This window comes from Sphingopyxis sp., assembly GCF_035998905.1.
In the GTDB taxonomy this organism is placed as follows: domain Bacteria; phylum Pseudomonadota; class Alphaproteobacteria; order Sphingomonadales; family Sphingomonadaceae; genus Sphingopyxis.
On the sequence record NZ_DASYHG010000023.1, the window covers coordinates 33806 to 53964 of the forward strand.

The window sequence follows — 20159 nt, forward strand, 5'->3', positions numbered from 1 at the left end:
GATTCCGGACTCGTTCATTCCACCGTCACCGACTTCGCGAGATTGCGCGGCTGGTCGACGTCGGTGCCCTTCGCCACGGCGACATGGTACGCCAAGAGCTGCACCGGCACCGCGTAAACGAGCGGCGCGATCAGCGGGTGGACCTTGGGCATCTCGATCGTCGCCATGCAGCCGTCGCCGGCTTCGGCAAGGCCTTCGGCGTCCGAAATCAGCACGACCTTACCGCCGCGCGCCATGACTTCCTGCATGTTGCTGACGGTCTTTTCGAACAGCGGCCCGCTCGGCGCGAGGACGATCACCGGGACGGCCTCGTCGATCAGCGCGATCGGGCCGTGCTTCATCTCGCCCGAGGCATAGCCTTCGGCGTGGATGTAGGAGATTTCCTTGAGCTTGAGCGCACCTTCCAACGCGAGCGGATAGTCGGGACCGCGGCCGAGGTAGAGCACGTCGCGCGCCGGGGCGACGAGATGCGCCATCTTCGAGATTTCCTCGTCATGCGCGAGCGCGGCGTTGAGCGCGGCGGGCGCCTCGATCAGATGCTTGACGATCTCGCGCTCCTCATCGGCGCTGAGCTTGCCCTTCTTGAGCGCAAGATGCGCGGCGAGCGCGGCGAGCACCGCGAGCTGGCAGGTGAAAGCCTTGGTCGAGGCGACGCCGATTTCGGGACCCGCGTGCGTCGGCAGCAGCAGGTCGGCCTCGCGCGCCATGCTGCTCGTCGGCACGTTGACGACGACCGCGATCGTCTGGCCGTTCGCCTTGCAGTGGCGCAGCGCCGCGAGTGTGTCGGCGGTCTCGCCCGACTGGGAAATGAAGAGCGCGAGCCCGCCGGGCTGGAGTACGGGGTCGCGGTAGCGGAATTCCGACGCGACGTCGATGTCGACGGGAACGCGCGCGAAGGTCTCGAACCAATATTTGGCAACCATGCCGGCGTAGAAGCTGGTGCCGCACGCGACGATCGTGATCCGGTCGATCTTCGACAGGTCGAAGTCCATCTGCGGCAGCGCCACCGTCTGTTCGAGCGGGCGGATGTAGGAGGAGAGCGTCTGCGCGACCACGGTCGGCTGCTCGAAAATTTCCTTCTGCATGAAGTGGCGGTAATTGCCCTTCTCGACCGCCGCCGCGGTGACGCCCGAGGTCGTGATTTCGCGCGTCACCGGGTTGTTGCCGGCGTCGAAGATCTGCGCGCCATCCTTGGTGATGACGACCCAGTCGCCTTCGTCGAGATAGGCGATCTTTTGCGTCAGCGGCGCAAGCGCCAAGGCATCGCTGCCAAGATAGGTTTCCCCGTCGCCATAGCCGACGACGAGCGGCGAGCCGAGGCGCGCGCCGATCAGGAGATCGGGATGCTGGCGGAAGGCGATGGCGAGCGCGAAGGCACCGCGGAGCTGGGGCAGCACCGCCTTCACCGCATCCTGCGGCGACAGCCCGGCCTCGACCTGTTCGGAAACAAGATGCGCGACGACTTCGGTGTCGGTCTCGCTCTCGAAGCTGCGGCCGCGCGCCTGCAGCGCCTCGCGTAGCGGCTTGAAATTCTCGATGATCCCGTTGTGGACGAGCGCGACCTCGCCCGTCGCATGCGGGTGCGCATTGCTCGTCGTCGGCGCGCCGTGGGTTGCCCAGCGCGTGTGCGCGATGCCGACAGTGCCGGGCGCGGGGTTGCCCGCGAGTTCCTTGACGAGATTGCCGAGCTTGCCCTCGGCACGGCGGCGGATCAACTGTCCGCCCTCGACCGTGCACACGCCCGCCGAATCATAGCCGCGATATTCCATGCGCTTGAGGCCATCGACCAGCCGGTCCGCCACCTGATCCTTGCCGATGATTCCGATAATTCCGCACATGGGGTCTGGCTTTCGTTAGAGCGTGTAGGGAACGCGAATACCCGGCATTGCGGCCGGGAACACCTTGATATTGCGAGTCACGAGGATGCGGCCGCTGATCTGCGCGGTCGCCAGTACGAAAGCGTCGGCCAAGGTCAAGCCCTTGCGCTCGGCGCGCAGCGCAGCAGCGCGGCGCGCGACCGCGTCGCCGACTTCCTCGACCTGGAAACAGCCGAGGAACGCCTCGACCGCTTTCACCGACGCGGGGTCGGCGGCGGACATGACCTCGGTCCAGCTTATCCGGCTGATGCTCTTGCGCCCCGCGCGGCGGATTTCGGCGCGCGCGGCCTCGACGCCATTGAGCGCATCGATCAATATATCGCTGTCGAACTGCGCGTCGATCATTCGCGCTTGCCCCTGAGGCGCCGCTGATATTTCAGCCCGTCGCCGATATCGTCGCGCCCCTTCCAGATGCCGAACGCATTGTCGATCGCGTCACCCGACACATCGGCGCGATAGGCCGCGACCGCGCGCCGCACAAGCTCGGCACGCGACACGCCCTGCCCGGCCGCGAGTGCGTCGAGCCACTGGATATCGTCGTCGGGAATGTCGGCGAGGAAGCGCATGCAGCTCTGATATCATATCATGATATCAATGCAAGCGACCGTCAGCGCATGCGGGCGAGAAACTTGTCGGCGGCGATCACAAGCCAGGCGGTAGTCACGACGCCGCCCAATATCGCTGCGACGCTGATAAGGAACTGCACCCAGCCCTGCTGCGCGGGGTTGAGGAAATAATAGGCGTACCAGCCCTCGACCGCGCCGCGCGCGAGCGCATAGGCGAGGTAAGCGGCGGGAAAGATCAGCGCCCGCGGCGCGTCGCGCCAGCCAAGCGCCCCGTGCCGGCCGGCGAGCCAGGCGAGCAGGTAGAGGATCGGGGTGGCATCGTGAAGCGCGTGATCGGCGACCGCTTGCCATCCCTGCGGGTTCCAGATGTGACGCAGCGCGAGCGAATAGACGACGCCGACCAGAAGGATCGCGACCAGCGCCGCGAAACGCACCCGCGCCGAGGCGAGCGCCTGACGCGGTGCCAGCACCGCAGCCGTTGCGACGATCGCGACAAACAAATTGGTGAGGACGGTAAAAAAGCCGAGGAAGCGCCAGATCGCCTCTGCCACCGACTGGCCGGCTTCGGGCGCGGCGGCAAGTGACAGGGCGAGTTGCAGCCCGAGCGCACCCCACGCGGCCAGCGCCGCGATGACATGGAGGGTGCGCGCGCCCCTCCCCATTTTAACTGCGGCCGAAATTGCGGTCGACGAAGATCATCGCGAACTGCACCGGATCGGGCGCCGCACCATTGCCCTCGGCGAACCTTGCCTTGCCATCGGTCCATATCTTGCGGATCTGCGCAGGCAGGTCGGGTCCGAATTTCATCTGCTGCTCGACGATCCGCTCCCACGTGCCGGTAACGCCAAAGCTTTGCTGGAGCTGCGGCGCCATCGCCTTGCAATAAGTTTCGGTTGCCTCGTCGAGGTGTCCGATCGCCTTCAATACCCACGCATCGACGAAGCGCAGGAATGGCTTGTCGGTATAGCGGTCGGTCATTTTCTCTTCTCCATCCATTCGTCACGGAGCAGGCCGTAGATCAGCGAATCGCGGACGCCGATGTGCGTTTCCCATTCGCCGCGCAAATGGCCTTCGCGCTGGAAGCCCAGACGTTCGAGCAGTCCGATCGAGCCGGTATTTTCGGGATCGGTGTCGGCGAAGATCCGGCGCAGCTTCAGGTCGGCGAAGCCGTGTTCGATCACCCGCGCGGCCGCTTCGCGCACGATGCCACGGCCCCAATGGTCGCGGTGCAGGATATAGCCGATCTCTTTCACGTCGGGCTTGCCGTCGATCAGGATCACCCAGCCGAGCGCGGTATCGTCGCCCGCGGTGATCGCCCAGCACAGATAACCCTCCCCTTCGCTCGCGTTGCCTTTGACATAATCTTCAGTCTCGGCGGGCGACGTGTGCGGGCCGCTCGACCACCAGGTCATCACCTCGGGATCGGACAACACAGGGAACAGCGCGGCGGCGTCATCCTCGCGCAGCTGGCGCAGCACGAGCCGCGCGGTGGTCAACGTTGGTGCGGGCATGGCGGCTACTTCTTCTCTGCGGCTTTTTTCTTGCGCATCGCATCGTGGAAGCGGTCGGCCCAGCCGGGCTTGACCAGCTGCTCGCCGCGCACGAGGCGGAGCTCGCCGTCGGCGACGTCGCGCGTCACCGTGCTGCCCGCGGCGACGATCGCGTCGGCTCCGATCCTGATCGGTGCGACGAGCGCGCTGTTCGATCCGATGAAGGCGCGCTCGCCGATCTCGGTTTCATATTTGAAATAGCCGTCATAATTGCAGGTGATCGTGCCTGCGCCGAAGTTCGTGTCGGCGCCCACGGTGACGTCGCCGAGATAGGTCAGGTGGCTCGCCTTCACACCCTTGCCGAGCACCGCCTTTTTGGTTTCGACAAAATTGCCGATCTTGGCCTTTTCGCCGAGGATCGTGCCCGGGCGGAGACGCGCGAAGGGGCCAACCTCGCATCCCGTGCCGATCGTCGCGCCCTCGATATGGCAATTGGCGCGGATATTGACGCCGTCGGCGACTTTCACCCCGGGGCCGAAAAAGACATTGGGTTCGATCGTCACGTCGCGGCCAAGCTCGGTATCCCACGAGAACCAGACGGTTTCGGGCGCGCGCAGCGAGGCCCCGCCCGCCATCGCCTCTTCGCGCTTGAACGCCTGCCACTGCGCTTCGGCTGCTGCGAGTTCGGCGCGACTGTTGATCCCGGCCACATCGTCGGGGTCGGTTTTCACGACCGCGCACGAACGTCCGTCAGCGTTCGCGATATTGACGATGTCGACGAGATAGAATTCTTTCGCCGCATTGTCGTCGGTGACGCGCGCGAGGAGCGCGAACAGATCGTGCGCCTTTGCTGCCATAAGCCCCGAATTACACAGCCTTACCGCGCGTTCGGCGTCGGTCGCATCCTTGTGTTCGACCATCTTCACGACGCGGTCGCCCTCGGTGATGACCCGGCCATATTGCAGCGGGTCGGCGGGCTCGAAGGCAAGCACGACAACCGCGGGGGCGTCAGCCGCGCCGAGGCGGTCGAGCATCGCTCGCATCGTCGCAGCGGGAACGAAGGGCACGTCGCCATAGAGGATCAGCACGTCGCCGTCGAAACCCGCGAGCGCTCCCTCGGCCTGCTGCACCGCGTGGCCGGTGCCGAGCTGCGGATCCTGCACGGCAAGCTCGGCCGTGCCGCCAAGCGCGGCCTCGAGCTGGTCGGCCTTGTCGCCGACAACGACCACCTTCTTCGCCGGGCTCAGTTCGTCGACGCTTGCCATCAGGTGCAGCAGCATCGGCCGCGCGGCGATCGGGTGCAACACCTTGTGCAGGTCGGACTTCATGCGGGTTCCCTTGCCGGCAGCAAGGACGATAGCGGCGATCTTATTGCTCATGCGCGTTGCCATGCCAGCAAATCATTGCGGTTTCCAGAGCATCGCGCCATGCGCGGCGAATGAACGGATTTCCTTTCGCGATCGTCGGCTTCGACCTCGACGGTACGCTCCTCGATACGCTCGGCGACCTGGCCGCCGCAGTCAATCATGCGCTGGCGCTGATGGACCGCGCACCGCTGCCCGAAGCCGCCGTGCGACCGATGATCGGACGCGGCGCGAAGCATATGCTCGAAGAGGGTCTCCGCGCTTCGGGCGGCGTCCCCGATGGAGCAGTCGAGCGGCTCTATCCCGAACTGCTCGACTTTTACGCGGCACATATCGCGGTCCACAGTCGGCCCTTCCCCGGCGTGATCGCCGCGCTCGACCAGCTCGATGCGCTGGGCGTGCGTACTGCTGTCGTCACCAACAAGGCCGAGCATCTGGCGCGCCAGCTGCTCGCCGAGTTCGATCTGGCCGACCGCATGACGACGATCATCGGGGGCGACACGCTGAATGTTCGCAAGCCGTCGCCCGCGCCTATCCATGCGATGGTCGAGCGATGCGGCGGCGGGCGCGCGGCGTTCGTCGGCGACAGTATCTATGACGTCATGGCGGCAAAGAATGCGGGCGTGCCCAGCGTCGCCGTCAGCTTCGGCTTCCTCGACCGTCCCGCGCCGGAGCTTGGCGCCGACCATGTGATCGATCATTTCGACGAGCTGGTCCCCCTCCTCGCAAAGCTCTAGCGCTTGCGCCACTTCGTCCAGAGATGCTTCGCGAGCATCGCGGGCGGCATCCGCAGCCAGTGCGAACGGATGTAGAAAGCCTGCTCGAGCAGCGGGTCGGTCACGCGGCCCCAATCGTCGCGCGCGAAGAGGCGGCGGCGGAACCATATATCGGTTGGATCCATCCGATCCCACCCGCTCGGCAACGCCGCACTATAAAGATCGCGCGACAGCCGCGCCGCACGATGCACCGCGTCCTGCAAGCCGTGGAGCGCCGCGCGCCCGTCGAGCTGCCCCCAGAAACCCGGATCGGCGTCCGCGAAATCGCGCGTCATCGTGTGGAAATCCCACAGATTGCGCAGCCCGCCCTGCAAATCGCCGTCGGCCAGCATATGCGCCGCGCAGTGACACGCCATGTCGGCGGGGTTCAGCACGGCATAGCCGCCACCGCTGGTCACCGCATCGCTGACCAGCGCGAGCGCGTCGGGGGTGATCCGGTGCGTGCGCGGCAAGATCGTGTGGTGGACGTCGATCATCCGGTCGCGCGCCTTGTGAATCAGCGGCGGCAGCTCGTGCATATGCTCGCGGTAATAGAGGTCGTCATAGGGGTCCGACTTGACCCACTCCCATCCGGCATTGAGCAGTTCATTCTCGGCACGGCGAATGTCGGTGGCGAGGACGAGGATATCGAGATCGCCGATCTGCCGCCCTTCGGAGCACGCCATGCCGGCGGCGGCATAGGCCGTACCCTTCAGCAGCACGAATTCGATATCGGCGGGGGCGAGCGCGCGCCGAGCCATCTCCGCCTCCCACAAGGCTTGGCGCTGCGCAACTTTGGCGGCGGCGCGCTGGTCGGCAAAGAGCGCGGCGACCGTCGGCGGCAGGCCGGCCTCGGCGAGAAGGTGCGCCAGCGTCGCGAGCATTGCCTCGCTGCGCGCGACGCCGATCACGCCCTCCCAGTCGCGCGGGGCCAGCGCTGCCGGGTCGCGGCGGCCGGCGAGCAAGTCGACGAAGATTCGCACCGCGCTCATTTGGCGGCCTCGGCCCATAGCTGTTCGACGAGTGTGATCCCGGCGGCGCTGTCGGGATAGGAAATGCCGAACGCCGGGGTTTCGCGAACGAGCCGCGTCAGCGCGGCAAAGCCTGCCTCACCCAGCGCGACATAGTTGGTCGACGCCTCGGTCAGCCGCACGAAGGCTTCGCCCTCGCCCATCGGCTCGACCGCCATTTCGCCGCCGAAGCGCGGGAAGAGCAGCAGCGCGGGGCGCGCGGGTTCGTGCATCGCGGCGATCGCGTCGGCGCGCGGGATCAGGTGGCGGATATCGCCCTTCGGCGTTCCCGCGAGCAGCGGGCCGAGCCGCGCCGCATCGACGCGCGCGGCGACCTCGGCGATCGCCTCATTCTTCAGGCTGACCGCGCGCGGGAACGCAAGGGCATCGCCGGCGGCGGGATCGATCAGCGTGAATTCGTCGCCCATCAATCGCCAGTCGCCCTCGCCCAGCAACGCCGCGAGCGTCGACTTGCCCGACCCCGATTCGCCCGACATGATCAGCGCGCGGCCATCCTTCGCGACCGCGCTCGCGTGCAGCAGCATGTGCCGCCGCCAGCCCAGCGCGACCTGCAGATTCATTCCCATCTCGGCGGCAAGCAGCCCCATCGACAGCGGCAAGGGCAGCGCGTCGGGGACGATGAAATCGCCGCCGATATGCACCGACGGGCGCAGCCAGCGCAGCCACGGCCGCGCCGCGAACAACCGCACCGTCGCATCGGCGGGGCGCGCATCGCCCTTTGGATAGCCGACGTAGAGGCGTTCGAGCGCCGCCACCGGCTCCTGCCAGTCGCTGCCGATACGGAATTGCACCGGGCCGACCGCGATGCGTGTGTGGTGCCTCACGCGCGCTCCACCAGCCCCATCGCCGCGAGTTCGGCGAGGCGTTCGGCGAGGATCGGCCGCGCGTCCGTCGCCGCGTCGAGGTCAAAGCCGGCGGCCAGCCGCGCAGCGAGATCGGCGGCGTCGCAGGAATCGGAACCCATCGCGTCCAGTATCTCGGGCATCGGCGACACGACGAGATGCGTCTGCATCGACCGCCGGTCGAAGATCGCGATCAGCTCGCCCAGCGGTTCGATGCGCAGCGCATCGGCCGGCGCAGCACGATACGCACGATCAACCATAATCTTCGGCGGCGGCGGTCAGCTTTGCAAGGATCGCCATCAAGGTGGCGCGTTCGCCCGCGCTGATATTCGATTCGAGCTGCGCCTCGCTCGCCAGCGCGGCGGGAACGATCGCATCATAGAGCGAGCGTCCGGTTTCGGTGAGGTCGAGGTGATGCGAGCGCCCGTCGGCTTCATGCGCCTGGCGCGCGATCAGCTGGCGGTCGGCGAGCGCCTTGGCGGCGCGGTTCACCGTCACCTTGTCCATGCGCGTCGCCTCGACCAGCTCGCGCTGCGTCTTCGGCTGGCCCTCGCCGAGCACCGCCATCAGCCGCCATTCGGGAATTTTCAGCCCGAAGCGATTCTCATATTCGGCGGCGATCCGGCTCGACAGGGCATTTGATGCGATGGACAGGCGGTACGGCAGGAAATTGTCGAGATTCAGCTTCTTCGCGGCCATGAATTGGTAACCCCCACACGCTCGAAAATCCCGGCGCCGTCCATCCTATCGCCTGTTTCGGGGCTGTGAAGGGCGGAACGGTTGAAAATCAGAAAGAAAGGCGCGCGCCGACCCACAGCGTGCGCGGTGTCGCGCGCTCGACGATGCCCGACGACGAGATCGCGGCGGGAACCAGTTCGTCGAACAGATTTTCGCCGCGCGCCTCGATGCTGATCGCCTCGGCAAGTTGCCACGACAGCCCGGCGTCGAGCGTCAGCGCATCGTCGAGCACAAGCAGCCCGACGTCGTCCTCATTCTGCTTGCCGACATAGCGCAGCGTCGCGAAGCCGCCGAACGGCCCGCTCGCATTGCTGCGCAACGACACGCTCCCTCCATGCTTCGCGATCTGCGCCGGACGGCGGCCGTCGAGCGTTGCAGCAACGCCTGAGGCGTCGACCTTCGCATCGGTAAAGGCATAGGTCGCGCGCAGCGTCGCCGGGCCGAACCGCTGCTCGGCGCTGACCTCGACCCCCTTGCTGTCGATCGCGTCGAGATTCTGCCGCTGGTTGAGGTTCGGCGCGAGCGTAACATTGGCGATGGCGTTCGTCAGATGGTTCGCGAACAGTGTCGCCGACAATTTGGTATCGCCGCTCTTCCAGTCGGCGCCGACCTCACCGCCCCACAGCCGTTCGGGTTTCAGCATCTCGTTCGCGGTCGTCACTTCAGCCCCGACGCGGAACGGGCGGTAGAGTTCGTTGAGCGTCGGCAGGCGCCAGCCGCGATAGGCGGCGGCGCGGAGCGAAAACGCGTCGGAGGTCCAGCGCACGCCTGCACGGCCGCTACCTTCCCACCCCTGCCGCGCCGCAAAGCGCAGGTTGGTGATGACGGGGCCGGCGATATTGCGTTCGAGCCGGTATCCCTCGCCAAGCCACCAGCGATCGACGCGGCCGCTGAGCGTCCAGAGGAAGCCGTCATTCGGGTCACCCGACGTCCATTCGGCGAAAGCCCCCACCGTGTCGCTACTGCCGCCCGCGATACGGTGGCGGCCGGGAACCACGCCGGTGAAGAAGAAATCCTCCTCGGTGCGGCCGGATGTGCGGCGCCAATCGGCCCCGACGCGAAGCGGATTCGCTCCCCCTATTGCGGGACGCAATTCGAACCGCGCGCCAAGACCCGTCGCCGGAACCCGCTGAAACAGCGCGGGCGCGACGCTATTCCGCCCGGCCGCGACGCTCGCGAAGCCACTTTCGAAGTCGCGCAGCTGGACATAACCGAGCGCAAGCCATTGCGTTTCGGCCGCCGGATCGTGGACCACGCGCAAGCTGGCGTCGACGCCATCGAATTTGCTTTGCGTGAAATCGGTCCCGCGGTCGCGCCGGTCCGAAAAACCACGCAGGCTGGCCTCGATCCGGCTGTCGTCGCCAGTGTCGAAACGCAAACGCAAGCCAAGTCCGCCCTGTTCATAGGGCGCCGCCCGGTCGACCGCACCGCGCTGCCCCTTCGCGACGGGAATGAAGCCGTCGCCGCGGCTATAGCGGCCATCGACCGCAATCTTGCCCCTGCCGATTTCGCCGCCGATCGATGCCGATGCGTCCCAGCCATCGCGGCTGCCATATGCCATGCTGGCTTCGACACCATCGGTCATCGTCGAATAGAGGCCGACCGTTCCCGCCAGCGCACCGGGACCATCGACCCCGCTCCCGCCACCGCGCGCGACGAGGATGCCGCCAAGATGGATCGCGTCATAGGCGCTCCACGCGACCCATCCGCCGAAGGGGTCGGCCTGCGGAACACCGTCGAGCGTCACGAGCGCGCGCGCAGATGCGTTGCCGCCAAGACCGCGCAAGGTGATGCCCTGGCTGGTCGGATGCGCCGAGCGGCCGTCCGATCGACGAAACTGGACGATGCCCGCCTCGTCGCGCAGGCGGTTCTCGATGCGCGCGCCGAGGCCCTGTTCGGGATAGGCGATCAGGCTGGAGCCCTGAACCGTATCGCTGTCGACTGGTTGAAGCGCACCGCTCCCCCGCACGACGATGATTTCGGTCGGAATGCGCGGAACCCAGAAGCTGCAGCAGCCACCGGCTTCGTCTGCAATCGCCTGGTCGATGGCAGCTGCGGTTGCAGCCTCTTCGTCGATGGAGCCGCCCTGTGCCATCGCCGCCGCCGGCAATGCCAGCGACGCAACCCCCGTCAAAAAGCGGATCACGCGGGTTTGACCGCGTCGGGATGCGCACGTTGGAAAGCCTCAAGCTCCATGCACGCCGCCTCGATCTCGATCAGCCGCGAGAAAGCCTCAAGCGGCACCTCGAAGCGGCGCGCGTTGTAGATTTGCGGCACGAGGCAGCAGTCGGCGATCCCCGGCGTATCGCCGCCGAGATAGCGTCCGTCGCCTGCCATCGCTTCGAGCGCCTCGAACCCCTGCGTGATCCACGTCGCGATCCAGCGCTCCTTGGTCTGCTCGTTGAGCCCGAGGTCGCGCTTCAGATATTTGAGCACGCGGAGGTTATTGAGCGGGTGGATGTCGCTGGCGATCACCTGCGCCCGCGCCAGCGCGACCGCGCGCGGCATCGCTTCTTCGGGGATCAAGCGCGGTTCGGGGAAAGCGCGGTCGAGCCAGTCGATGATCGCCATGCTCTGGATGATCGGCTCGCCGTCGACGACGAGCATCGGCACGAAGCCCTGCGCATTCTGCTCGAGATAGGCGTCGCTGCGCTGCTCGCCCGCGATCAGGCTGATCTCGACGCGCTCATAGTCGAGCCCCTTGAGATTGAGCGCGATGCGGACGCGAAAGCTGGCGGAGGAGCGGAAATAATCGTGGAGGACGAGCTGGGTCATGACCGCCTAATGCGATGCTTTCGGCATCTCCGCAATCCATTGCCGCAGCAGCGCTGCGCCTTCCTTGTGCACGGTCGATCGCCCCACCTCGGGCATCGCGATGCCGGGATCGGTGCTTTCGAGGCGATAGATCAGGAAGCTGTGCGCGGGATCGCCCGGGGCAATCGCGAAATCCATGCCCCCGCTGCCGCGTCCGGCCGCGGTCGGACGCTTGCCGATGCCGTAATTGACCCCCGCGGGATCGTCGGTCCAGCGCAGGAACAGCCCGCTGTTCGACGCGCTGCCCGCCGGATTGTGGCAATGCGCGCAATTGACGTCGAGATAGGCGCGCGCGCGGTCGGCGACGCTACCGCTCTTGGGGTCGTCCCATTGCGGCATCGTCGGTTTCAGCGCCGCCGGATTTTCGAAATAGAGGCCGCGCAGCTTGTCGGGCGCCGCCGGGTCGAGGATGAAATTGCGCGCCTTGGGTCCGATCGGTACGATCTCGCCGGCAAGGCTGTGGCATTCCTTGCACTGATTCTTGTTCGGCACCGCGTAGCGGATGTCGTGCGTTTCGCCGTCGGGGCTTTTGAAGGTCACGGGCACGCGGCGGCCGCCAAGCGCCAGCGTCGCATCCTTGCCGTCGGCATCCCAGATGTAGGGCAGCGCGGTCCAGCCCGACGCACGCCGGATCAGCAGGCGCGTCTCGACCGGACGGCCGCCGTTGACGTCGCCCCAGCCGAAGCTTTTGACGAGCACCGTGCCGACAGGAAAGTCGATGACCCCGTCGCTTCCGACCTTCGCCTTCTTTCCTGCGGGGATCGAGATGAAGCGGTGCTTGTCGGTATAATCGCTGAACAGCGGCGCGCGCAGCGTGTAACCGATGCCGGTCGCAGGCTGCGCCGGATCATTGCCTCGAAACAGGCCGAACGCCGACAGCTTCGGCGGCATCGCATCGCTCTCGACGAGCGCCTGATCGACCGTCGGCGCCACCACGGCCGCCCCGCCGCTCGCGCACAGCAGCGCCGCACCAATCGCGGCGAATATGCGCCTCACCGGACCTTCGCCTCCATCGCATCGGGCAGCTTGATCGCCGGCAGCGCCGCGGGCGGCGTGCCTTTCGACAGGTCAGCGGGCGACGGCTTCGCCTCGCTCTGCGGCGTCTTCACGTCGGGCAGGTTCAACGACAGCACGCCGACCTTGTCGAGCACGATCGCATCGCCCGCGCCGTCCCACAGCACCGGCGGAATACTGCCGCCCATGGCGGCGGCGATCATGTCGCCGCCCGGAAACTTCGGCGCATAACCCGCCTTGCCATGCTGGTTGCCGCGCACAACGATTTGCTTCGGCAGCGGCTGGTATTTCGGGTCCTTATGCTCGTAGCGATAGCCGACGATCATCACGTTCGCGGTGCCATTGTCCGCGAACACATTGTCGAAAATCTCGACATTGCGGTTCGCCATGATCAGCACCCCCGTACCGGTCGGCACGCTCGCGACGATATTGCCCTTGGGCGCAAAGTTCGGCGTGCTGTTGTCATTGACGATATTCTCGAACACGCGGACATTGTGGCCGCCCTGCATCGGCAGGCTGGGGAGGTCGAACACCAGGATACCGCCGGTATTCTTCGTCGCGATATTGTCGTGAACGTCGGCGTCGTAGCTGTTCTCGATCTCGATCCCCGCAACATTTTCGGTCGCGATCGAATCGCGGACGACGATATTCTTCGACTGGCCGACATAGATGCCCGCGTCGGACGCGCCGCGCACGAACACGCTGTCGATCAGCACGTCGCTGCTTTCGACCGGATAAATGCCGTAAGCGCCGTTGGTTTCTTTCGGCCCCGCGGTCCATTCGACGCGCAGCTTGTGATAGACGATGCGGTCGGCGCCTTTCGACTTGATCCCGTCGCCCTTGGTGTTGAGCACCGCGAATTCGGTCAGGAACACATCGTCGGAGGTGACGAGCAGCCCCTCGCCCGCGCCCTGCTGTCCGGTAAAGTCGAGGATCGACCCGCCCTCGCCCGCCCCGGCGCCACGCACCGTCACATTCGCGACATCGAGCGACAGGCCGTCGGTCAGCTTCCACACACCCGCGCCAAGCTGCACCGTATCGCCGGGCGCGGCGAGGATCAGCGCCTCTTGCAGCTTTTCGTTCGCGTCGGGCGTTGTCGCACTGACGCTGATCACTTTCGCCGCCGCCGGATGGGCGGCACATGTTGCCACGATGCAAAGCGTCGCCGCGTGGCGCAGGCCATGGAATCGCATATGTCTCTCCCCTTATTTCCGGGGAGCATGGTGCAAGACTTGACGGATGCCAAGCGATGTTGCTGACATAGGTGTAGTTACCGGGGAGAGGTCGCTTTGATTCACAGATACGCATTGGCGCTTGTCGCCCTGATTGCCGTGCCATCGATGGCCGCGGCGCCCGCGCCGATCGCCGGGCGTTGGAAAACCGACGATGGCAAGGCGGTCGTCGTCATGGCCGCGTGCGGCAACAAGATGTGCGGGCGCGTCGATCGCCTGCTGATCAAGCAGCCCGCGGGCGGCCAGCGCGACGAGCGCAATCCCGACAAGGCAAAACGCGGCCGTCAAGTGACCGGGCTGCAGATTTACTGGGACCTCGTCCCCCACGGCGACGGCTGGAAAGGCGAAGGCTACAGCCCCGAGGACGGCCGCTATTACAAGGCGCATCTGCGCGCCAACGGCGGCAAGATGACGATGAAAGGCTGTGTCAGCCTGTTCTGCCGCACCGTGACGTGGACCAAGATGAGCTGATTTTGGTCCTCCCTGTGCCACAGGCATGGGGAGGTGGCAGCGCGAAGCGCTGACGGAGGGGCTACTGACGCGACGTCGCCGGCCCCTCCACCGCTCGCTTCGCAAGCGGTCCCCCTCCCCATCGCTACGCGACAGGGAGGATGACGATCAATCTTCGCCCAAAATCCAGTCGACCCCCGCCGCGACATGGATGCGCGTCGTGTCATAGATCGGCAGCAGATTGGCGTCGGTGTCGACGAGCATCACCAGTTCGGTGCACGCCAGCACGATCGCCTGAATATCCTGCTTCGCGATGTCAGTGATGAAGGTCTTCATCGTGCGCCGCGAGCTTTCGTTCGCCTTGCCGAGCATCAGTTCTTCGTAAATGATCCGGTCGATTTCGTCCGCGCGGCTCGCGTCATAGGGCGCAAGCGTCAGCCCGTGACGCACCAGCCGCTGGCGGAACCAGGGTTCGGTCATCACATTGCGCGTGCCGATCACCGCCGCCGCCTTGATCCCGTCGGCCTTCATCTTCTCGCCGGTTTCGTCGACGATATGGAGGATCGGGATCGAGATCGACGCGGCGACATCTTCCGCCACCTTGTGCATCGAATTGGCCGCGATCATCAACGCGGTCGCCCCCGCCGCCTCCAGCCGCTGCGCCGAGGCGATCAGCACCTCCTTCGCATGCGCCCATTGCTCGGGCGTCGTGATCCGCGATAGCTCGCAATAATTCAGGCTCTCCATCAGGATCGGCGCCGAACAGGCGGTGCCGAGGCGCTTCTGGACCCCTTTGTTGAGATGGCGGTAATAGAGCTCGGTCGACGCCCAGCTCATTCCCCCGATCAGGCCGATTTTGCGCAAGATGGTCCTCCGGAATACAAAAGGACCGGGCCTTTGCCGGCCCGGTCCCGTTCATGGCTAGATAAGTTGTTGCGCCCCGGCAAGGCCGGGAACGCAAGTTTGCGGCAAGGCGTCAGTGCCCGCCGCCGTTGAGCGCCTTGACGATGTCGTCGGCCATCCTCTTGGCATCGCCGAGCAGCATCATCGTCTGGTCCATATAGAAGACGTCGTTATCGACGCCGGCATAGCCGACCCCGCCCATCGAACGCTTCACGAACAGCACGGTCTTCGCCTTTTCAACGTCGAGCACAGGCATGCCGTAAATCGGCGAGCTCTTGTCGGTCTTTGCCGACGGGTTGGTCACGTCGTTCGCGCCGATGACGAAGGCGACGTCGCACTGCGCGAATTCGCCGTTGATGTCTTCGAGCTCGAACACCTCGTCATAGGGCACATTCGCTTCGGCGAGCAGCACGTTCATATGGCCGGGCATGCGGCCCGCGACCGGGTGGATCGCATATTTGACGTTCACGCCATCTTTCTTGAGCAGGTCGGCCATTTCACGCAGCGCGTGCTGCGCCTGCGCGACCGCCATGCCGTAGCCGGGGACGATGATGACATTTTCGGCCTGGCTCATCAGGAAGGCGGCGTCGTCCGCGCTGCCCGGCTTCCACGGACGCTGTTCCTTCGACCCGCCATCGCCCGCCGCCGCGTCGGCGCCGAAGCCGCCCGCGATCACGCTGATGAAGCTGCGGTTCATCGCGCGGCACATGATGTACGACAGGATCGCACCCGACGAACCGACGAGCGCGCCGGTGATGATCATCGCGGTGTTGCCGAGCGTGAAGCCCATCGCCGCCGCAGCCCAGCCCGAATAGCTGTTGAGCATCGACACGACGACCGGCATGTCGGCGCCGCCGATCGGAATGATCAGCAGGAAACCGATCGCGAAGCTCAGGCCCGTGATCGTCCAGAACACCCACGCCGACTGGTCCTGCGTGAACCAGGCGGTCAGCGCGATGATCGCTGCAAGCGTGCCGAGGTTGATGACATGCCGTCCGGGCAGCATGATCGGCGAACCCGACATATTGCCGTTGAGTTTCAGGAACGCGATAACCGAGCCACTGAAGGTGATCGCACCGATCGCGATGCCCAGGCCCATTTCGATCCGGCTGACGGTGTGGATCTGTCCCGTGGCATCGGCGATGCCGAACGCGCCCGGGTTGAGATAGGCCGCAGCCGCCACCGCCACCGCGGCGAGGCCGACGAGGCTGTGGAACGCCGCGACGAGCTGCGGCATCGCAGTCATCGCAATCTTGCGCGCCATGACGATACCGATCACCGCGCCGATACCGATCGCAACAAGGATTTCGACGAGCGAAATGGTATCGAGCAGGCCGTCGGCACCCACCGGCGAATGCGTGAGCATCGTGGTGACGACCGCAATCGCCATGCCGATCATGCCGAAGCGGTTGCCGCTCTGCGCCGTCGCCGGCGACGACAGGCCGCGCAATGCGAGAATGAAGAGGATGCCCGACACCAGATAGGCGATCGCCGCGTACGGATTTACCGCGCCATGGCCGCCGGTCGCGGCGGAAAGAATGGCCTGAACGTCCATCTCAGCGCCCCTTCTTCTTGTACATCGCGAGCATGCGCGACGTCACGGCAAAGCCACCGAAAATGTTGATGCTCGCCATCACCACCGCGGCAAGGCCGAGCCATTTGGACGAGGCCGAACCAGCGGCGGCGGCGGCGATCAGCGCGCCGACGATGATCACCGACGAAATCGCGTTGGTGACGCTCATCAGCGGCGTGTGCAGCGCCGGGGTCACTGACCAGACGACGAAATAGCCGACAAAGCAGGCCAGTATGAAAATCGAAAAAATCGCGATAAAATCCACGGGCTCGCTCCCCTGCTGATTCCGTTTCGCGCACCTCTTGCCGCGCGCGATCCAGCCTGTCGACTCCAAAGCAGCCAAAAAGCATCGCCCGCATTTCCCGGCGCGGGAAATGCGGGCGTTCCGCGAAATCAAATATCGCCTCGCCCGGTCGGGCGGCAATGTTTTTTACATTTTCGGAAGGAGCACCGCGTCGACGACATGGACGACGCCGTTCGACTGGGCGGCATCGGCCTGCGTTACCGTTGCCTTGTTACCGCTCGCGCTGGTCAGCAGGATCGCATCGCCGCTCTTCGTTGCGGTCAGATCCTGCCCATCCGCCGTCTTCAGCACGGCCTTGCCGCCGCCTTCGGCGATCGACGCGGCCAGATCGGCCGCGGTCAGCTTGCCCGGAACGACATGATATTTGAGCACGCCCGCCAGCACGTCCTTCTGCGCCGGACGCATCCAGCCGTCGCGCGTGACGGGCGGAACCTGGGCAAACGCCGCATCGGTGGGCGCGAACAGCGTAAACGGCCCCGTTTCCGAAAGTGTCTGGCCCAGCCCGGCCTGCGTCACCGCGGCGGCCAGCGATTTGTGATCGGGCGCGGCTGCGAGGTTCGCCGCGATCGTGCTGCTCGCGAGCATGGCCGACGGCGTGGCGGCGGCAGGCGCCGCCGTTTCGTCACCAGCGACGCTGGTCGTGTCGGCGGGGGTTTCGGTTTTGCTGCCGCAACCCGACAGCGCGAGCGCGACCGCTGCGGCCGTCAAGATCAGATGGGTTTTCATATCCTTATCCTTCAAATGGCGATCGCAGCGGCGCGAATCGTCAGCCGAGGGTCGGCATCAACACGCCGTTGATGACGTGAATATTACCGTTCGACTGTTCGACGTCGGCCTGGGTGATGAAACCGCTGCTGCCCTGCGTGCCGTCGACCTTGATATTGCCCTGCACCTCGGTGAAGGTCAGCGCTTCGCCTTCGATCGTGTTCAGCGTCGCCTTGCCGCCGCCGGCCTTGATCTTCGCGAAGAGATCCTCGGCGGTCACGCGGCCGGGAACGACGTGATAGGTCAGCACCTTGGCGAGCGATTCGGTGTTGCCCGGATTCATCAGCCAGTCGGTCATCGACTGCGGCACGGCAGCGAAAGCCTGGTCGGTCGGCGCGAAGATGGTGAAGGGCTGGCCCGCAAGCTTTTCCGAAACACCCGCAGCGGTCAGCGCATTCGCCAGCGTCTTGTGATCGGGCTTGGCACCGATTTCGAGCGCGATGCCCGTCCGCTCGGCGGGCGCTGCGGCGTCGCCCGCAACGTCAGCGGCGGCATCGGCCGGAACTGCGACATCGACGGCAGCATCAGCGGCGGCATCAACGGCGACTTCGGCCTCGGCCGGCGCGGCGGTTTCCTGCGCATAAACGGGCGAGAGCGTGGCAAGCACAAGGAGGGGAGTGGCGAAAAGCTTCGCAGACGACATCAATCATTCTCCAGTTGGTTGAGAGTCAGGGTTACAAACCCTGAACGCATAGTAACCAAAGGAAGTTTCATGAAAAGGCCGAAATCGGCCAATTTTCAGGAAAAAGCGCCATCCCGCGCCGGTCCAACCGGCTAGGGCGCAGCCGCCAGCGCGGCGGCGGCATCGCGCTTGAAATCGCCGAGATTCGTTCGATACACCATCACGGAGATGTAGCAGTCGCCTTCGTTCCTGCCGGCGGGCGGCGGCGTTTTGGGCCAGGCAAAAGCCTCCTTGCCGTAGCGCTTGGCAAGCTGCTTGCGGACCGATTCGAGTTCGCCGTCGAGCCCGCCCGCATTGCAGCCGAGATCCTTTGCCCGCGATTTGAAAGCCGCCAGGCGCCAGAAGGAAAATTGCAGGCCCGGCGGCGGTGCGGCCGGCGCCGTCGCTTCGGCCAGCGCAAGGGCCAGCAGCAAGCTCAACCCAGCAGCCGCTCGTTCACGACCTTGCCGCCCTGCGTCAGGCGCACCGCATTGCCGATTTCCTCATCGAGCACGGGCTTGCCGGCTTCCTTGTCCCAGAAGGCCGAGAGGAAGTTGAACAGGTTGCGGCTGAACAGCGCGCTCGTATCGGCGGGCATCAGCGCGGCGATATTCTTCGCGCCGATCACGGTGACGCCGTGGATCTTCTTCGCCTCGCCCGACACCGATCCTTCGACATTGCCGCCGCTTTCGGCGGCCATGTCGACGATCACGCTGCCGCTGCGCATCGTTGCAAGCTGAGCGTCGCTGATCAGCCGCGGCGCGGGACGCCCCGGGATCAGCGCGGTGGTGATGACGATGTCCTGCTTTGCGATGTGCGACGACACGAGTTCGGCCTGCGCCGCCTTATATTCGTCGGACATTTCGGTGGCGTAGCCCCCTGCACCCTCGCCCTCGATCCCCGCGACGCTCTCGACGAAGATCGGCTTGGCGCCGAGGCTGAGGATCTGTTCCTTGGTCGCGGCGCGCACGTCGGTCGCGCTGACCTGTGCGCCGAGGCGGCGCGCGGTCGCGATCGCCTGGAGCCCGGCGACGCCGACGCCCATGATGAACGCCTTTGCGGCGCTGACGGTGCCCGCAGCGGTCATCATCATCGGAAAGGCGCGGCCATAGGCGTTCGCCGCCATCAGGACGGCCTTGTAGCCCGCGAGGTTCGCCTGGCTCGACAGGATATCCATCGACTGCGCGCGGGTGATGCGCGGCATGAATTCCATCGCCAGTGCTTCGAGACCGAGCTTGGCATATTCATCGACCCGAGCGCGCTCGCCGAACGGGTTGAGCCCCGCGGCAAGCCAGGCGCCGTCGGCAAAGCCCGAGAGGCTCTTGGGGTCGGGACCCTGGATGCCGAGAATGATATTCGCGCCCTTCAGCGTATCGGCGCGGCTGCCGACCTTGGCGCCCGCGGCGCTATAGTCGGCATCGGCGATCGAGGCTTCAGCCCCTGCCCCCGATTCAACGGCAACTTCAGCACCCAAGCCAATGAATTTCTTCACGGTTTCTGGGGTCGCGGCGACGCGGGTCTCGCCGGCGGCGAGCTCCTTCAGGACGGCGATGCGCATGCCGGTCGGGTCAGGACGCGATGAGCAGGACGACGCCGACGGTGACGATCGCGGTGAGGATCGACCCGATTTTCAGCAGGCTGAGGAAACCCGCATAGGTTTCGTTCGCTGCCTTCATTTCCTGTTGCGCCATCGCTTTTCCCCTTTTTCCGCCGTTTCCCGCGAGAGGGACGCGCAGCGCCCCGCCCCAGAATCGGCCTTCGCGCCGGTCTTAGCCACGCG

The 20159-nt window shown here is 65.6% G+C and carries 25 protein-coding genes; 2 read left to right on the forward strand and 23 right to left on the reverse strand.

The annotated features are described in order from the left end of the window. Nucleotides 1-14 precede the first annotated feature (14 nt). From glmS to glmU, 7 genes are read right to left on the reverse strand one after another with little or no spacing between them, the layout of a single operon-like run. Entirely contained in the window at nt 15-1838 is a 1824-nt protein-coding gene (gene glmS / locus VGN62_RS12320) for a glutamine--fructose-6-phosphate transaminase (isomerizing) (protein ID WP_327454238.1), read from the reverse strand. A gap of 15 nt (nt 1839-1853) precedes the next feature. Then, nucleotides 1854-2222, reverse strand: a complete 369-nt coding sequence (locus VGN62_RS12325; protein ID WP_327454240.1) for a PIN domain-containing protein — start codon at nt 2220-2222, stop codon at nt 1854-1856. After that, nucleotides 2219-2443: a ribbon-helix-helix domain-containing protein gene (locus VGN62_RS12330; protein ID WP_327454245.1), complete on the reverse strand. Its 225-nt coding sequence runs from the start codon at nt 2441-2443 to the stop codon at nt 2219-2221. The genes VGN62_RS12325 and VGN62_RS12330 overlap by 4 nt, the downstream gene beginning before the upstream one ends. Before the next feature lie 41 nt (nt 2444-2484). Beyond that, on the reverse strand, nt 2485-3105 hold the full coding sequence (locus VGN62_RS12335) for a Pr6Pr family membrane protein (RefSeq protein ID WP_327454247.1): 621 nt from the start codon (nt 3103-3105) through the stop codon (nt 2485-2487). A 1-nt stretch (nt 3106) separates the two neighbouring features. Continuing rightward, on the reverse strand, nt 3107-3421 hold the full coding sequence (locus VGN62_RS12340; RefSeq protein ID WP_327454249.1) for a hypothetical protein: 315 nt from the start codon (nt 3419-3421) through the stop codon (nt 3107-3109). After that, the gene (locus VGN62_RS12345; protein ID WP_327454250.1) at nt 3418-3954 is read right to left on the reverse strand and encodes a GNAT family N-acetyltransferase; all 537 of its coding nucleotides are present in this window, start codon (nt 3952-3954) and stop codon (nt 3418-3420) included. The genes VGN62_RS12340 and VGN62_RS12345 overlap by 4 nt, the downstream gene beginning before the upstream one ends. Nucleotides 3955-3959: 5 nt before the next feature. Continuing rightward, nucleotides 3960-5312, reverse strand: a complete 1353-nt coding sequence (gene glmU / locus VGN62_RS12350) for a bifunctional UDP-N-acetylglucosamine diphosphorylase/glucosamine-1-phosphate N-acetyltransferase GlmU (RefSeq protein ID WP_327454251.1) — start codon at nt 5310-5312, stop codon at nt 3960-3962. A 59-nt stretch (nt 5313-5371) separates the two neighbouring features. Here glmU and VGN62_RS12355 point away from each other — a divergent pair, with 59 nt between their 5' ends. Beyond that, nucleotides 5372-6034, forward strand: coding sequence for an HAD family hydrolase (locus VGN62_RS12355; RefSeq protein WP_327454252.1), 663 nt, complete (start codon nt 5372-5374; stop codon nt 6032-6034). Here VGN62_RS12355 and VGN62_RS12360 read toward each other — a convergent pair. The 8 genes from VGN62_RS12360 to VGN62_RS12395 all read right to left on the reverse strand — a co-directional run bounded on the left by VGN62_RS12360 (nt 6031) and on the right by VGN62_RS12395 (nt 13684). Beyond that, a complete protein-coding gene (locus VGN62_RS12360; protein ID WP_327454253.1) occupies nt 6031-7044 on the reverse strand; it encodes a nucleotidyltransferase family protein in 1014 nt (337 codons plus the stop codon). The genes VGN62_RS12355 and VGN62_RS12360 overlap by 4 nt on opposite strands. Further along, nucleotides 7041-7907, reverse strand: coding sequence for an HprK-related kinase A (locus VGN62_RS12365; RefSeq protein ID WP_327454255.1), 867 nt, complete (start codon nt 7905-7907; stop codon nt 7041-7043). Before VGN62_RS12365 ends, VGN62_RS12360 begins: the two co-directional genes overlap by 4 nt. After that, nucleotides 7904-8185, reverse strand: coding sequence for an HPr-rel-A system PqqD family peptide chaperone (locus tag VGN62_RS12370; RefSeq protein ID WP_327454257.1), 282 nt, complete (start codon nt 8183-8185; stop codon nt 7904-7906). Before VGN62_RS12370 ends, VGN62_RS12365 begins: the two co-directional genes overlap by 4 nt. After that, on the reverse strand, nt 8178-8624 hold the full coding sequence (locus VGN62_RS12375; RefSeq protein ID WP_327454259.1) for a MarR family winged helix-turn-helix transcriptional regulator: 447 nt from the start codon (nt 8622-8624) through the stop codon (nt 8178-8180). Before VGN62_RS12375 ends, VGN62_RS12370 begins: the two co-directional genes overlap by 8 nt. Nucleotides 8625-8712: 88 nt before the next feature. Further along, nucleotides 8713-10809, reverse strand: coding sequence for a TonB-dependent receptor (locus VGN62_RS12380; RefSeq protein ID WP_327454261.1), 2097 nt, complete (start codon nt 10807-10809; stop codon nt 8713-8715). Next, nucleotides 10806-11438, reverse strand: a complete 633-nt coding sequence (maiA, locus tag VGN62_RS12385; RefSeq protein ID WP_327454263.1) for a maleylacetoacetate isomerase — start codon at nt 11436-11438, stop codon at nt 10806-10808. Before maiA ends, VGN62_RS12380 begins: the two co-directional genes overlap by 4 nt. 6 nt (nt 11439-11444) lie before the next feature. Beyond that, nucleotides 11445-12473 carry an SO2930 family diheme c-type cytochrome gene (locus VGN62_RS12390; protein ID WP_327454265.1) on the reverse strand — a complete coding sequence of 343 codons (1029 nt, stop codon included), beginning with the start codon at nt 12471-12473 and terminating at the stop codon, nt 11445-11447. Then, entirely contained in the window at nt 12470-13684 is a 1215-nt protein-coding gene (locus VGN62_RS12395; protein WP_327454267.1) for a parallel beta-helix domain-containing protein, read from the reverse strand. The genes VGN62_RS12390 and VGN62_RS12395 overlap by 4 nt, the downstream gene beginning before the upstream one ends. 114 nt (nt 13685-13798) lie before the next feature. Between VGN62_RS12395 and VGN62_RS12400 the strand changes: the two genes are divergently transcribed. Beyond that, nucleotides 13799-14194 (forward strand): DUF2147 domain-containing protein, encoded by a 396-nt coding sequence (locus VGN62_RS12400; protein ID WP_327454269.1) that lies wholly within the window; start codon nt 13799-13801, stop codon nt 14192-14194. Between the two features lie 147 nt (nt 14195-14341). Here VGN62_RS12400 and VGN62_RS12405 read toward each other — a convergent pair whose 3' ends face one another. From VGN62_RS12405 to VGN62_RS12440, 8 genes are all read right to left on the reverse strand, one after another. Beyond that, on the reverse strand, nt 14342-15037 hold the full coding sequence (locus VGN62_RS12405; protein WP_327454271.1) for an aspartate/glutamate racemase family protein: 696 nt from the start codon (nt 15035-15037) through the stop codon (nt 14342-14344). Nucleotides 15038-15149: 112 nt separating this feature from the next. Further along, nucleotides 15150-16631: an NAD(P)(+) transhydrogenase (Re/Si-specific) subunit beta gene (locus VGN62_RS12410; RefSeq protein ID WP_327454273.1), complete on the reverse strand. Its 1482-nt coding sequence runs from the start codon at nt 16629-16631 to the stop codon at nt 15150-15152. A 1-nt stretch (nt 16632) separates the two neighbouring features. Then, complete coding sequence (locus VGN62_RS12415) at nt 16633-16914, reverse strand: NAD(P) transhydrogenase subunit alpha (protein ID WP_327454275.1); 282 nt, start codon at nt 16912-16914, stop codon at nt 16633-16635. 165 nt (nt 16915-17079) lie between these two features. Then, entirely contained in the window at nt 17080-17679 is a 600-nt protein-coding gene (locus tag VGN62_RS12420; protein WP_327454277.1) for a fasciclin domain-containing protein, read from the reverse strand. Between the two features lie 40 nt (nt 17680-17719). Further along, nucleotides 17720-18361, reverse strand: a complete 642-nt coding sequence (locus tag VGN62_RS12425) for a fasciclin domain-containing protein (RefSeq protein WP_327454279.1) — start codon at nt 18359-18361, stop codon at nt 17720-17722. A gap of 131 nt (nt 18362-18492) precedes the next feature. Then, nucleotides 18493-18819: a hypothetical protein gene (locus VGN62_RS12430; RefSeq protein WP_327454281.1), complete on the reverse strand. Its 327-nt coding sequence runs from the start codon at nt 18817-18819 to the stop codon at nt 18493-18495. After that, nucleotides 18816-19937 carry an NAD(P) transhydrogenase subunit alpha gene (locus tag VGN62_RS12435; protein ID WP_327454283.1) on the reverse strand — a complete coding sequence of 374 codons (1122 nt, stop codon included), beginning with the start codon at nt 19935-19937 and terminating at the stop codon, nt 18816-18818. Before VGN62_RS12435 ends, VGN62_RS12430 begins: the two co-directional genes overlap by 4 nt. Nucleotides 19938-19947: 10 nt before the next feature. Further along, nucleotides 19948-20070, reverse strand: a complete 123-nt coding sequence (locus VGN62_RS12440; protein ID WP_327454285.1) for an aa3-type cytochrome c oxidase subunit IV — start codon at nt 20068-20070, stop codon at nt 19948-19950. Between the last annotated feature and the right edge of the window lie 89 nt (nt 20071-20159).

Bases quoted from the DNA above. Each gene is read 5' to 3' on its own strand.
- VGN62_RS12360 (WP_327454253.1), bottom strand. From the start codon at position 7,044: ATGAGCGCGGTGCGAATCTTCGTCGACTTGCTCGCCGGCCGCCGCGAC.
- maiA (WP_327454263.1), bottom strand. From the start codon at position 11,438: ATGACCCAGCTCGTCCTCCACGATTATTTCCGCTCCTCCGCCAGCTTT.
- VGN62_RS12340 (WP_327454249.1), bottom strand. From the start codon at position 3,421: ATGACCGACCGCTATACCGACAAGCCATTCCTGCGCTTCGTCGATGCG.
- VGN62_RS12345 (WP_327454250.1), bottom strand. From the start codon at position 3,954: ATGCCCGCACCAACGTTGACCACCGCGCGGCTCGTGCTGCGCCAGCTG.
- VGN62_RS12425 (WP_327454279.1), bottom strand. From the start codon at position 18,361: ATGTCGTCTGCGAAGCTTTTCGCCACTCCCCTCCTTGTGCTTGCCACG.
- VGN62_RS12410 (WP_327454273.1), bottom strand. From the start codon at position 16,631: ATGGACGTTCAGGCCATTCTTTCCGCCGCGACCGGCGGCCATGGCGCG.
- glmS (WP_327454238.1), bottom strand. From the start codon at position 1,838: ATGTGCGGAATTATCGGAATCATCGGCAAGGATCAGGTGGCGGACCGG.
- VGN62_RS12435 (WP_327454283.1), bottom strand. From the start codon at position 19,937: ATGCGCATCGCCGTCCTGAAGGAGCTCGCCGCCGGCGAGACCCGCGTC.
- VGN62_RS12330 (WP_327454245.1), bottom strand. From the start codon at position 2,443: ATGCGCTTCCTCGCCGACATTCCCGACGACGATATCCAGTGGCTCGAC.
- VGN62_RS12395 (WP_327454267.1), bottom strand. From the start codon at position 13,684: ATGCGATTCCATGGCCTGCGCCACGCGGCGACGCTTTGCATCGTGGCA.
- VGN62_RS12375 (WP_327454259.1), bottom strand. From the start codon at position 8,624: ATGGCCGCGAAGAAGCTGAATCTCGACAATTTCCTGCCGTACCGCCTG.
- VGN62_RS12440 (WP_327454285.1), bottom strand. From the start codon at position 20,070: ATGGCGCAACAGGAAATGAAGGCAGCGAACGAAACCTATGCGGGTTTC.
- VGN62_RS12420 (WP_327454277.1), bottom strand. From the start codon at position 17,679: ATGAAAACCCATCTGATCTTGACGGCCGCAGCGGTCGCGCTCGCGCTG.
- VGN62_RS12325 (WP_327454240.1), bottom strand. From the start codon at position 2,222: ATGATCGACGCGCAGTTCGACAGCGATATATTGATCGATGCGCTCAAT.
- VGN62_RS12355 (WP_327454252.1), top strand. From the start codon at position 5,372: ATGAACGGATTTCCTTTCGCGATCGTCGGCTTCGACCTCGACGGTACG.
- VGN62_RS12335 (WP_327454247.1), bottom strand. From the start codon at position 3,105: ATGGGGAGGGGCGCGCGCACCCTCCATGTCATCGCGGCGCTGGCCGCG.
- glmU (WP_327454251.1), bottom strand. From the start codon at position 5,312: ATGAGCAATAAGATCGCCGCTATCGTCCTTGCTGCCGGCAAGGGAACC.
- VGN62_RS12370 (WP_327454257.1), bottom strand. From the start codon at position 8,185: ATGGTTGATCGTGCGTATCGTGCTGCGCCGGCCGATGCGCTGCGCATC.